Annotated in this window: 6 protein-coding genes; all 6 read right to left on the reverse strand. The window is 76.1% G+C overall.

Annotated elements, in window-relative coordinates:
- Nucleotides 1-77 precede the first annotated feature (77 nt).
- A complete protein-coding gene (locus tag ACZ6NC_RS30750) occupies nucleotides 78-2,264 on the reverse strand; it encodes a hypothetical protein (RefSeq protein WP_465737119.1) in 2,187 nt (728 codons plus the stop codon).
- Nucleotides 2,261-4,336, reverse strand: coding sequence for a protein kinase family protein (locus ACZ6NC_RS30755; protein ID WP_465737120.1), 2,076 nt, complete (start codon nucleotides 4,334-4,336; stop codon nucleotides 2,261-2,263). The genes ACZ6NC_RS30750 and ACZ6NC_RS30755 overlap by 4 nt, the downstream gene beginning before the upstream one ends.
- The gene (locus ACZ6NC_RS30760; RefSeq protein ID WP_465737121.1) at nucleotides 4,333-6,876 is read right to left on the reverse strand and encodes a hypothetical protein; all 2,544 of its coding nucleotides are present in this window, start codon (nucleotides 6,874-6,876) and stop codon (nucleotides 4,333-4,335) included. The genes ACZ6NC_RS30755 and ACZ6NC_RS30760 overlap by 4 nt, the downstream gene beginning before the upstream one ends.
- Nucleotides 6,873-10,418 (reverse strand): tubulin-like doman-containing protein, encoded by a 3,546-nt coding sequence (locus ACZ6NC_RS30765; protein ID WP_465737122.1) that lies wholly within the window; start codon nucleotides 10,416-10,418, stop codon nucleotides 6,873-6,875. The genes ACZ6NC_RS30760 and ACZ6NC_RS30765 overlap by 4 nt, the downstream gene beginning before the upstream one ends.
- 115 nt (nucleotides 10,419-10,533) lie before the next feature.
- Nucleotides 10,534-12,891, reverse strand: coding sequence for a VWA domain-containing protein (locus ACZ6NC_RS30770; RefSeq protein ID WP_465737123.1), 2,358 nt, complete (start codon nucleotides 12,889-12,891; stop codon nucleotides 10,534-10,536).
- A 70-nt stretch (nucleotides 12,892-12,961) separates the two neighbouring features.
- On the reverse strand, nucleotides 12,962-13,165 hold the full coding sequence (locus ACZ6NC_RS30775) for a Pycsar system effector family protein (RefSeq protein WP_465737124.1): 204 nt from the start codon (nucleotides 13,163-13,165) through the stop codon (nucleotides 12,962-12,964).
- Nucleotides 13,166-13,191: the final 26 nt, after the last annotated feature.

A 13,191-nucleotide genomic window follows, 5' to 3' on the forward strand; every position in this document is an offset into this window, starting at 1 on the left:
TCGCTGACCCCTTCCGATCCGGCGGCCCGGCGTGCGCGAGTCCCGCACGCCGGGCTCCGGTGTCCGGCCGCCGGGGATCAGTGGCGGGAGAACAGGACGGTCAGGGCGATCACCAGGAGGGTCAGCAGGGCGGCGGCGACCACCGCGATCCGCCTGAGGTCGTCGCGCTGGTCGCCCTGGTGGTGGTGCGGCTGGTTGTACAGCGGCCCGGGAGGCCGTTCGGGCGGCGCCGCGGTCGCGAACGGTGGGTACGCGGGGGTGCCCGGCCCGGGAGCGACGGCCGCCTCGGCGGCACGCGGCTGCGCCATGAGGGTCTGCGCCGCCTGCGGCGGACGCCGTTCCACCGGCTGCCCCGACACACTCATCGACGGTGCACCCGCCGAGGACGCACCCATCGAAGGCGGGGGCGGCTCGGCGGGCTGCTCCGCCGCGGGCAGGCCGGAGAACGCGGGGAGCGCGTGCGGTGCGGCCGCCTTGGGTCGCACGGCCGCCGCCCCCGCCCCCGGCGGGCCCGCGGTGCCTGCGGCGCCAGGAGTGCCCGGCGAGAGCTCGTGGAGCAGCTGACGCCAGAGCTCGGGCGGCAGGTCGGGCAGCAGGCCGGGGTCGGCCGTTTCCCCGGGGGGTGGCACCAGCCGGCGCAGCAGCCCGGCCTCCAGGTCGGTGTCGTGGCGGACGAGCTCGCCCAGCCACGCCCCGAGTGCCGTGGTGTGGCGCGGGTCCCGGGTGTGGGGGGCCACCGCCCAACCGAACAGCCAGGCGGCCCGCTCCGCGAGTTTGTCGTCGTCCGCACTGGCGTGGCCGGTCCGGTCCGGTCCGGCACGGTAGAGGTAGAGGCGCTGGTGCAGGACTTCGGTGCAGAGCTCGGACTCCTGCTCCGCGCTGCGCCCCTCGCGGCGGCTGAGGCCGTGGAGCAGCCAGTTGACCGCCCGGAAGGGGAGGGCCTCCTCCCGGAGGAGGTCGAGCACGTCCCGGTCGCTCAGCGTGGCGATCCGCCGGTTCAGGTCCTCGCGCACGGCTGCGGACGGCTCGGGGCCGATCCGCAGGAGGTCCTCGTGCAGCAGCGACAGCGAGGACGGCGAGGGGGCGGGGGCCGGTACCGGTGTCTCGTACACCGGTGCCTCGTCGGGGTCGTCGGGCCCCTCGTAGCGGCCTCCCCCGGTGTGCGCGCCGTCGGCCCGATCGCCGGTCCGGCCGCCGACCCAGCCGTCGGGCCCCTCGTTCGGCCGGTCGCCGACCCAGCCGCCGGGCCCGGCGGTGCGCCGGGTCCCCAGCCGGTCGGTGCCGGAGTGCGCCGGGTGCTCGCCCGGCCGGACGGGGGGCGGAGAACCGCCGCCGGGCCGCCCCGGCCGGACGCCGAGCACGGCCGCGAGCTCCCGCAACCGCGTCTCGGCCGGCATGCCCGCACCGTTCGCCAGTCTGCCCGTCAGCTCCGGCAGGCCGCCGGACCGGCGGCCCTCCTCGACGGCGGTGAGGCAGCGCTCCACCAGGCGGGCCGCGAGCTCGTGCGCGAGGTCCGCCTCGGGGCGTCTCGGGTCGATGCGGTAGCGCGACCGCTGCTGCCCGGAGTCGGTCGACCAGTCCGCCACCCAGGTGATCATCAAGTCATGACGGTCCGTCATGTCGTAGGTGGCGAAGGTCCACGCGCGATCCAGCCACCGGTAGCCGAAGATCTGGTACAGGCCGGCGATGACGACGCCGGACCGGTTCTCCTCCGGCCAGCCCGGCAGGGCGTCGCTGCGCACCGAGAGGCGGTGTGCGGGGCGGCGCAGCAGGGCGGCGGTGGCGGCGGTGAGTGCCTCGCGGACGTCGGGCAGCTGCGCCAGCGTGTCGGCCCAGGCCGGCTCCGCGGCCCCCCACAGGACGGACCGCGGTACCGGATCGCACCGGCCGGTTTCCTGTTCGGCGAACTCCTGCCGGCTCCACGTCCAGTCGCGCAGGCCCAGGCAGGTCCTGGGGCCGAGGAGGTTGGCCGGCCCGAGCAGGACGTGCGCGGCGGTGTTGGGCCGGCCGCCGGCGTCGGCGGTGGGCCAGCGCTGGACGAGGGCGGCCTCGCCGTCCTGGAGGACGGTGCGGACCATGCTGGGGCGCAGCGCGTCGTCGACCCGGAGCATCGGGGCGAGCTCGTGGGCGAGGTCCTCGGCGCGTTCCCGGGCGCAGGACCAGGCCGCGGCGGCGGTGCCGGAGCCCCGCCGGCCCTGGTTGCCCTGCCAGCGGAACGCGATCTGGTCGACGGTGTCGAGGGGGCCGGTGCCGGGCGCGCTCATCCGTTCACCTCCTCGCCGGGGCCGCCGTCGGCCAGCTCGACGATCCCGTGCATCGCGAGCAGCGAGAGCAGGGGTTCCAGCACCCGCTGGGCCCGGACGCCGCGGGGGTAGCGGCTGTCCTCCTGCCGGCCGCCGGTCGCCGAGGCCACGTGCAGGGTGCAGTGCAGGGCGGTGTCGAAGGGGCGCAGCCAGGCCTTGCCAGCATGGCGCTCCAGCAGTGCGTACACGTCGCGGCTCTCCTCGTGGATCCGTCGGCGGCTCAGCGGGGTGTGGCCCGGTTCGCTGAGCCAGCGGTCGACGGGGGGTTCGGATCGCAGCAGGTCGGCCTTGGCGACCACGACGGCGGACGGGACCGTGAGGTAGGGGCCGGTTCTGGGGATGCGGTCCAGGGCGGTGGCGAACGCCGGGTCGCCGTCACGGTTGACGTGTTGGCCGAGTGCGGTGCGGATGTCGTCGAGCTGGGCGAGCGGCATGGCGAGCGTCGGGTCGACGACGAAGACCAGGGCGTCGATGCCGAGCAGGAAGCGCAGCAGGGCGTCGGTGCGCAGCAGGTCCTCGCCGGCGAGGTCGAAGAAGGCCAGCGGGCGGATCCGCCCCCGCGCGTCGGTGATCAGCAGGGACTCGACGAAGCGGGCGGACTCGCTGTGCCCGAGCCCCGCGGTGTGCGCGAGCACCCTCCCGTCGCGCAGCGGTACCACCCGGTTGTTGAGGAAGCTGGCGTGCTGTTCCGGGTTGACGGACTGCCAGCTGACGCCGTACGGCTTCAGCCGGTCGTCGGCGATCTCGGCGATCATCTGGGTCAGCAGGTGGCTCTTGCCGGTGTTGGACTGCCCGATCATGGCGACCGTCAGCGGGCGCCCGTTGGTCAGGTAGGGGACGGGGATGTGGTGCGGCGGCACGCCGGCGTTGCCCTGGCAGAGCTGGAAGGCGCCGCGCAGTTCGTCGGCGAGCAGCCGCGGGCTGCGCTGCGCCCCCAGGTCGTACGGCTGGAGTTCCTGGACGGCGTCGGGGGTGTAGAGGGCGGTCGGGTCGAAGCGGATCAGCTCCAGGCAGTACGGGCAGAGCACCTCGCCGGGCGCGGCGTCCGCGGGCGGATCCGCCCCCGGCTCGCCGGCGCCGTGGGCGACCGCTCCGCCGGGCGGCGCCGCGCCGGCCGAGCGCTTCAGCGCGAGGGCCTGGTCGAACGCGGCCCGGTGGGCGGTGAGCCCGTCTCCGGCCAGCCGGGTGGTCGCGGGGGCCCGGTCGGGGGCGAGCAGGCCGAGCAGGACCGCCGGGGTGGGGCGGTCGGCGGCCCGCGGGGCGAACGAGGGCCCCATGGTGTGCGCGAGCGACCGGTGGTCGGCCAGGTCGGCCGGGGCCCGGTCCGGGTCGCCAGCCCGGCCGGTGACCAGGCGGTACATCACCTGCGCGGTGCTCCACAGGGCGTCGCGCGGATCGCTGCGGCCGATCCCGCCGCGCACCTCCGGCGGCGCGTAGGGCGCGGGGCCGCGGGGTGCGCGGGGCCGGCCGGTGTGCGTCACCGCGTCCAGGCCCCAGAGCTGGATCTCCGAGCCGTCCCACCGGACGGTGGCCGGGGTGATGCCGTGGTGGACGAGGTCGAGCTCCGCCAGCAGGCCGACGGCGTCGACCAAGTCCCGTTCGATGAGGCGCAGGTGGGTGCTGGGGAGGCCGTGCAGCTTCTCGGCGGTCCGGCCGCGCGGGGGCCGGTAGAGCACGAACGGCTCGGCCACGTCGAGCTCGTAGCCGATCACGACGGGGAACGGCCGGGCGGCGCCGGGGCTCCCGAACGCGTGGTACAGCCGCAGCGCGGCCGCCGCCTCGGTGTCGAGGGCGGCGCGGGCCGCCTCGCCGGCGCCGGGCGCGTCGGGGTCGGCGATCCGGACCTGGACGCACCGGACGCGCTCGTTCAGCAGCGCGTTGCGCGTCCGGGGCAGGCCCCGGGGCGACGGGCCGTCGGAGCCGAACCGGGCCCAGGCGTGGCACCGCCTCCCGTCGGGATTGAGGAAGGACAGCTCGACGGGCTCGGCACGGGCGGGGCCGCCGCTCTGCGGGCCGGGCCCGGGTGTGCTCACCACTGCTCCTCCTCGGTCTCGGACGGCGCGCCGTGCCGCTGCCGCACGGTCTCGACGACGCCGGCCCGCAGCGCGGTCAGCCGCAGCGTCCCGGCGTACCGGCCGGCCGCGGTCCGGACTTCCCGGCTCTCCTGGTGGCCCACGGGCGGGCCGGCGACCGGGTCGGCGGCCGCATCGGCGGCGGATCCGTCGCGGGCGGCCTCCGGGGCGAACCGGATCAGGGCGACGGCCGCGGGATTGCGGCTGAGCAGGTCCAGCTGCTCGGCCGAGCTCAGCTGGACGACCCCCTGCCCGTCCGGGTCGACGGCGGCGGAGTCGGTGACCCTTCGGGCGTCGATGCCCAGCAGACCGGCGGGCCCGCTGCGGACGCGGTGCGGCGCGGTGAACGGCGGGGCGGGCAGCACGTCGTTGCGCCGCAGGTGTTCGCGGGCCACGCCGAGGAGTTCGCGGACCCGCTCGGCGATCCGCTCCTGTGCGGCGTCGCCGGCGTAGCCGCGCTCGACCGCGCCCCAGTACGGCTCCAGGGCGGTCAGGGTGGCGTCGGTGAGGTCGGCGGCCAGGGTGGGCACGAGGTCGGGGCCGCCCTTGGCCTCGCCGCGTTCCAGCCAGCGCGGTGCGCCCGGGACCGGACCGGGAGCGGTGCCGGGGGTGTCCCCACCGGGGCCCGGACCGGCATCCCCGACGCCGGTGGGGTCGTCCGGGTCGGCGTCGAGCGGCCGGTCGGGCCGGGGCGGAACGCTGGTCCAGTCGTACTCGTCCTGCCACGACAGGTCGTCGACGGACTCCTCGGCGGACCCGTTCAGCCAGTCGTCGGCTGCCTCCTCGGCGACTGCGGGCGTCTCGGAGGCGAGGTCGCGCGTCGCCTCGTCCTCCGCGGCCTCCGCGGTCGCCCGCAGCACCCCGACCACGGACAGCGCGGCGTCCGCGCAGTAGCGCCGCTCCTCGACGGCCCAGCACTCGCGCAGGGCGCGGGCCAACAGGTCGTCCAGGCCGTTCAGTTCGTCCTGCAGCGGGGTGACGCCGCGTTCGCGGCCCCAGCGCTGGGCGTGCATGTGCCAGGCCCGCAGCAGCAGCCAGGCCCAGCACCCGAGTGCGAGCAGCAGCCCTGCCACGGCCGACCAGACCGGAAGGCCGGCCAACTGCGCGGTCACGGCGGCCACGGCGGCGCCGGCGAGCGCGGCCGCACCGAGCCGAAGGGCGTCCGCGGGCCGCGCCGGGCCGCCGGGCAGGCGGAAGGTGACCAGCAGCATGCCGAGCACGATCAGCACGGGGACGACGAGGGCGGCCGCCGTGGCGGGCCAGGCCCAGAGGCCGCCGACGGCGCCGACGAGCCCCGCCACGGCGAGCACGCCGTTACCCGGCGGGTCGGGGTCCAGCGGACGGTCCCGCGGTTCGGGCGTGCGCAACCGGTCGAGGTCGGCGAGCAGCGGTGCGTTGGACAGCGGCTGCACCTGCTCGGCGAGCAGGGCGAAGCGCTGGGCCACCGAGCGCAGCGGCAGCCCTTCGCGGAGCAGCCCCAGGGCGAGGCTGCGCAGGCTGTCACCGATCCGCTCGCCGCTCGTACCGGCGGGTGCCACCGCCATCCCGAGCCGGGCGAGCCTGGTCGAGGACTCGGCGGCGGACTGCACGCCGGCCGTCCCGCCGTCGCTGCGCAGCACCTGCCCGACCACCTCGCGGTAGCGGTCCAGCGCCTGCCGGGCGCGGCCGAGCGCCGACTCCAGCTCGGCGCGGCCGGCGCCGGTGAGCAGGCCGGCGGGACTGCCGAACGTGACGAGCTCGGTCTCGGCGTCGGCCAGGGCGTCGACGGCCGCGTGGTGTGCGCGGGCGGCCGCCCCGCCCTCCTCGCGCCGCCCGGGACTGCCGGTCGTGGCGCCGGTGACCAGCGAGGAGAGGGCGGGCGGCAGGTCACCGCCCGCGCGGGCCGTCGGGCCGGCCGGGGAGGCCGTGTGGGAGCCGGCGAACCGCAGCAGCGCCTCGCTCCACGCCTGGCTGCGGACGTCCGGGGACAGGCCGTGCTCCAGGACCCGCAACCCCGGAGCGGCCACCCCCTCGGGGAGGCCGCCCAGCACGTCCAGGGTCTCGTCGTACACCTCGGGGACGCTGAGCAGGTCGACCAGGACGGCCAGCGACTGCGGGTCGTCGGGCGCGGCCGGCCCCTGGAGACCGTCGCCCGCCTGCAGGTCGCCGGCCCAGAGCAGGCCGGCCTCGGGGCCGCGCAGGGTGGCGGGCCGTACCAGCCGGCGTTCGGCCGGGTATCCGTCGGAGGCACTCGCCGGCAGGCCGCCCACCAGCAGGCAGAGCACGTGCACCCGGCCGGGGGTGCGGTAGCCCATGATCTGCTCGTACCGGGTGCGGTGCTCGGCCAGCCCGGCGGGGGTGTCGACCACCAGGAACCGCTGGTCGTGCGGTTGCGGCCGGCCCTGGCGGGCGAGCCGGGCCGAGACGGCGGCGCGCAGGTCGGCCGGGTCGGTCCCGGCGAGTTCGTCCGTGCGCAGGTCGAGGTGGACGACCGGTGCGGACTGGGTCAGGGGTGTGCTCACGCGGGCTCACCGCCCCGGCGGTCCGCGGCCGGCCCGTCAGGGTCGTCGTCCCACCAGGACGGGCGGTACGGCGGCTCGGACGGTTTCCGCGGCGGCTCGGCCCATTCCGAGGCCGGCTCGTGGCCGCGGTCGCCGTCGGGGTCCGCCCCGGACCCGCGGCCCGGGTCGGAGCCCCGCTCGCCGTCGTAGGGCCGCTCGGTGTCGTCGTACCGTTCTCCGTCGCTGTACCGCTCACCGCCGTCGTTGCGGTCGTCGTACCGCTCGTCGTCGTCGCGGCCCCGCCCGGCGCCGGGCCAGGCGCCCCCCTCGGCCGGCCGGACGGTGCCCCAGTCCTCCTCCTCGCGCACGGCCCGCCGCTGGTGGGCGGGCCCGTCGTCCTCGACGTCCTCGACCGGGCGCGGCGCCAGCTCGCCGCGCTGGATGACCTCCAGCAGCCTGCCGAGGTTCGGCTGGACGGCTCGCTGGTCGCCGAAGTCGAGCTTCAGCGCCCCCGGCAGGGTCTCCGCCCAGAACTGCCACAGCGGGCGGAACCAGCCCTCGACCCGCTCCCCGCCGAGCTCCCGGCGGGACCTGAGCATGCGCAGCTGCTGCGGCGCGATCTGCTCGACCAGCCGGACGAACAGCGGATCGGGCCGGCTGGCCGAACGCGACAGCCCGACCGGGCGGGCGCCCATCAGCCGGCTGCAGTAGTCCCCGACCGTCCGCTCGTCGTCCAGCACCGTCCAGCGCTCGTAGGCACGCAGCAGCTCGGCCCAGCTGGAGACGCCGTTCTGCTGCTCGCCCAGCCGCAGCCGCACACCCGGCACGTCGGTGCCGCGTTCGCGGAACAGCCGCAGCCGGATCAGCTGCGGGGAGTCCTCGGGCCCCTCCAGCACGTCCACCTGGCCGTTCCACAGCAGGCAGAGCAGCCGGTGCAGCACATTGCGCCGGTCCGCCTCGGTGGACACCAGCCAGTCGTCCCGGTGACCGAGGCGCTGGCGCCAGCGCAGCACGTCCTCGCTCTGCTCGTTCTCCTTCACCTTGGCCCAGTGGCGCAGCACCTTGCGGGCCTCGGGCACCTCGGTCAGGCTCATCTCGCTGCGGAACAGCACGACCGTGATCGACTCCGTGTCGACGCCGCGGAACTCCGGGCGCGCGTCCTTGGGCAGCCGCAGCTCCTTGCGCAGGAACGCCTCCACCTCGTCGACGTTCTTGACCCGCGGGTACGTCACCAGCGCCTTGAGCGGCCCGGTGCCCTCCGGGACGAAGCCGGCCGGCAGCAGGCCGGCCAGCTTGCGGCCGAACTGCTCCAGCGCCTCCTTGCTGACCAGCTCGGCGTCCTCGGCGCTGCCCGCCGCCGCGGCCAGCAGCACCCCCATGGACGGCAGCAGCGGACGCTCCTCCAACTGCGCGCCGCTCTCGGCGAAGAGCCGCTTGACGCCCGCCTCCACGACCGCCTTGACACCGCCGACCGCACCGTCCGGGCTGCGCCGGCTCGCGGTGTTCGCGGCGCGCCACTCGTCGCCGCCGACCAGCCTCAGCAGCAGGGCGGCCTGGTCCTCGGTGTTGGTCAAGCCCTCGCGGGCGGCGAGCCTGGTCACCAGGTCGTCGTAGAAGTGCTTCAGGTCGCGCTGCGGCGGCAGCAGGTAGGAGACGCCGGTGCGGTCCTCGTACAGCACCCGGGACTGCTCGGCGAACGCCCTCGGCTCCTGGTCGGAGTGCTTGCGGAAGGCCGCGACCAGGCGGCTCACCTCGGCGTCCAGGGCCCGGGCGGTGGGCTCCCAGCGTTGCTGCTGGTTCTTCCAGCCGTCGTGCCAGAGCTGCCGGCTGCGCCAGCGGTACCAGGCGTTCTGGGCGCGCAGCACGGCCTGGACGTCCTCGTCCCCCCAGCGCGGCTGGGCCAGCCCGCCGATCCGGCGCTTGATCCTCGGGACGGACGGCGGCTGGTCGCGGGTGCCCGGCGGCAGCGCGGGCATGCGGGTGCGGTTGTCCAGCATCCCGAGGAAGCCGAGGCGGGCCAGGTCGTTCGCCTCCTGCGGAACGCCCTTGACGATCCGCTCGACGGTGAACGGGTCCACCGTGGCCAGCAGCTTGTCCACCGCCCTGCGGGGTGCGAAGTCCCTCGCCATGTCGGCGGTGCGCAGCGCCACCTGGCGGGCCAGGTTGGCGAGTTCGGACTGCATGTCGCTCAGCCGGGCGGCCAGCGCGGTCTCGATCGCCGAGCTGCCGCGCGGCTCCGGGGCGAGCGGCTGCAGTTCGAGCGCCGGCCGCTCCAGCAGGTCCTCCAGCCCGGAGTCGGCGAACATCTGCTTGACCAGCTCCTCCGCGGACCGGTCGGAGCGGTGCGAACGGTCGCTCAGCTGCTCGACCGAGGCGCGCAGGATCCGGCCCGAGACCAGCGCGGCCAGCTCGTCCACGGGCGCGGTCATGGAGGCGACCAGGCTGGTGGAGACACCCCGCCGGCCGATGCCGGACGGCGCCATCGCCGCCCGCTGCACCCCTCGGTTGATGAAGCTCGCGGCGAAGGTCTGGTAGTCGTCGTCGGCCCGGGCGCGGGAACCCTGCCGGCCGTCGCCGAGCTCGGTGCCGATCAGCGACATCACCAGCGACACCATGGAGCGCCGCAGGTCGTCCTGGCGGATGCCGGCGGTGCGGTTGAACAGGAAGGCGGTCGGCAGGATGCCGGTGCGCAGCCGGATCGGGGCGGTGTGCGGGTAGCGGATCCGCAGCGTCAGGTCCTCGTCGAGGTCGCCGAGTTCGGCGCCCTCGACGGGCGCGTTCTGCTCGTCCACCAGCCGGAACAGGTCCACCAGGGCGCGCGCGGAGTTCAGCTCCGCCTCGCGGCCGCCGCCGGTCGCCGGCGGGAACGCGGACGGCATCACCACCAGCGGGTAGATCTTGACGCCGTCGAAGCGCTTCTCCCGGAAGGCGTGGTTGATCAGGTAGAGGTAGTCCAGGAAGATCCCGGCGCCGGTGCCGCCCGCGACCGAGAAGGCCACGAAGACGTCGCAGCCGGACACCTGGCCGCCGCCGAGCTGGCTCAGCACGCCGCCCGCGCGCGCGAGCGCGTCGATGGCCTGCATCAGCGGCTCCAGCACCGGGTCCGGGCCGTTACGCAGGGTGCCGAACAGCCCGGCCCGCCCGACCGTGGGCAGCTGCCCGGCGCCGTTCTTCAGCGGAGTGACGCGCGGTTCGCTGTTGCGCGGCGGCAGCCAGGCGGCGGTCTCGTCGGGGAGGCTGGCGCGGAGCATCTTGGTGACGTCGGGTGAGCTGTCGAAGTTCGGCAGCAGGTCGTGGGTGGCGCGCGAGGTGCGGCTGTACGCGGCCCGCAGGGCCGGGTCGACGGTGGCGTGCGGCAGCCTGGCGAGGTCCGCCTCGCTGAAGTCGGCGTAGACGAACTGCAGGCAGTCCGGCAGCTGGTAGGGCGCCAGATCGCCGAGGTGGCTCAGGGCGGTGCCGTCGGGGCCGCACAGTTCGGCGCGCAGTCGCCGCTCCAGTTCGGCACCGACGAGGCCGCCGGTGCCGCCCAGGCCGACGAAGAGCATCGGCTGGAAGATCTTCATAGAGGTCCGCCTTCATCCGGCCGCGCGGGGCGGCCGGCTCGGGTGTGGCTGGGACGGTCGAGGGGTGGGCCGGGCGCCGGGCGAGGATCCCCGGTCACCCGGCGGGCGGGCAGGGTCACAGGTAGTCGGAGGAGACCGGCGGCTGGTCGGCGGCCGGTGGTCGCTCGCCGCCGGCCGGACGGCGCGGGGCGGCCGTCGTGCGCCGCCCGGCCGCGATGTCCAGGCTCAGCCCCTCCGCGAGCGGCACCGGGTGGCCCGGGTCGAGGCGGGACCGCGCCTGCCGGCGGACCTCCAGCACCGCCCCGCCGTCCTGGTTGCGCTGCACCCGGTACGGGCCGCCGGGCCGTCGCACGATCCGCGGGTTCGGGCCGCCCACACCGACCACGTCGAACTCGTACCAGCCGCCCGTGCCGGCGGTCGCGGTGAGCTGGCCGACCTTGCTGCCATCAGCGTCGAGCAGGAGCAGCGAGAGCCCCGCCGGGCTGGTGCGCAGCCTTTGCAGCCGGCGCAGGTTCAGCAGGACCACCACGGCCACCACCAGCACGATGCCGGTGATCAGGCAGGCCCACCACCACTGCTCCCAGAACGTCGGCGGCGGGGTGACGGTCAGCGACAGCGGGCTGTCGACGAGGACCCGGTCCCGGTCGGAGGTGTCGACCAGGGTGGCCTTGCCGCCGAGCCGCAGGTCACCCCGGTCCAGCAGCCCCCGGAACACCTTGGACCCGCCGGCGGTCAGCGTGACGTCGACCCGCCGGGACTCCCCGGGCGCCAGGGTGATCTGCCCGGGCTCCAGCTTCAGCAGGCCCGCGGAGCTGTCCGTGACGGCCAGCCGCAGGGTATGCGCGACGCCGTCCCCGTTGTGCAGGGCGACGGCGCCGGCGACCGCGTCCCCCGGATGGATGCGCCGGTCGGTGCCGCCGTCGAGCGTGAGGGACGCCGTCACCAGGGGCACCGCCGGGGCGACCAGGGTGCCCGCGGAGCGGTCCTCGTCGGCGATCAGCCCGGCGGCGGTGAGGGTGCCGGAGGCCTTGATCCGGCCGGTCGCGGTGGCGGGCACGGTGACCGTCCCGGTGAAGGTGGCGTCGCCGCCCTTCGGGTCCGGGGCGACGCCGTCGTCGGCCAGCTTGATCGGCACGGGGGCGAAGCCCTCGCCGGTCAGGCCGGCACTGACGCCCAGGTCCTTCAGGTCCTGCGGGTCGGTGATCTGGAACCCCTGGCGGGTCTGCAGCTTGAGCGTCACCACGGCCTGCTCACCGGCCCGCGGCGAGGGCGGGGCCATGGTGATGGAGCTGCGCAGCGCACCGCGCCACAGGACGCTGACGGAGGCCAGCTGCGCCCGGTGGTCCTCGGGGGCGTCCAGGTGGATCCGCCACTGCCCCGGCAGGGGGTCCGTGATGCGCAGCGACTCGACCGACTGGTTGCGGCCCGAGAGTTCGAACTGCGAGACCGGGTCGGTGGTGGTGCCGGTGATCTCGCGGCCCGAGGGGTCGAAGTAGGTGGCCGTCACCAGCGGGTCGCCCTTGTCGACGACGATGCTGCCCACGGTGGTGAGCGGAGAGATCCGCACCTGGAGGTCGATCGGCGGGCGGCCGCTGCCCCCGGGGGTGGTGCGCAGGCAGTGCGCGGCGGCGAAGGCGGTCTCCAGTGCGCTGCCGACGGTGGCGGAGTCCGGCACCACCGAGGCCCGGGGCTTGGCGTCGGGGAGGTTGACGCAGCCGTCCTGGAAGCCGCCGGCCGCCATCCGGTCCAGGGCCGCCCGGTCGATGTCCGAGCCGAAGCCGAGCGGCCAGACCTGGATCCCGGCGGCCTTGGCGGCGGCGAGCGCGCGGCTCAGCGCCTCCTCGCCGGCGGCGGCGCGGTGGGCCGGATCCCCGTAGGCCGGGCTGTCGCTGACGTCGAGCTTGCCGTCGGTGAGGACGAACAGGACCCGGGGCGTGGCCGGGTCGGTCCCGGTGCTGAGCCGGCTGACCCCCTGCAGCACGGCGTTCGGGAAGTCGGTGCCCTGGCCCTCACCCGGCGCGCGGCTGTGCAGCTTGCCGATGCACGCGCCGATCTGGTCGCGGCCCGCGGCGTCCAGGACGGTGGGCGGGCACACCTCGTCCACCGGGTGCTGGGAGTCGTTGTCCGCGCTGGCGAAGCCGAACACGCCGATGGTGGAGGCGGGGTGGACCTCCCCGAGGGCGATGCGGACGGCGGCGGTCCGCTCGCGGTCGAGGTCGGCGGCCTTGAGGCTGCCCGACTCGTCCACGGCCACCGCGTAGTTGACCGGGCCGATGGCCGCCGGGGCGGCCGCGCCGGTGCCGGGCTCGTCCGCCGCGGCCGGGCCGGGCGGCAGGCCGGCGGTGAGCAGGACCGCCGCGGCGAGCGCTGCGGCCCGCCCGAGGCCGCCGGCGGCGCGCCGGGGCCCGCGGGCCCGTGCACCGGTCGTGCCGCGCCGGCGGAAGGGCGCGAAGGGCAGGTGTTGCACCGTCATCTCCTCTGGATCAGGGTGCGTTCTTCCGGCCGCCCGGTGGAGGGCCGTCCGAAGGGGCGGGGCCGGGCGCTCAGGCGAGCAGGAGTCCGGCGGTGGCGAGGACCGAGCCGGGCGCCAGACAGGCGACTCCCCAGCGGATCCAGCGGTACTTGGCGGCGAGGATGGTGCTGACGTCGACGGCCTGGACCAGCAGCCAGTCGAGCGGGGGGGGGGGGGGGGGGGGGGCCCAGCCCGGGGGGGGGGGGGGGGGCTTGGGGGGGAAGAGAGAGCCCAAGAAAGGGGGAGGGGAAAAAAAGGCGG

The sequence above is a fragment of the Kitasatospora sp. NPDC041988 genome (assembly GCF_055588525.1).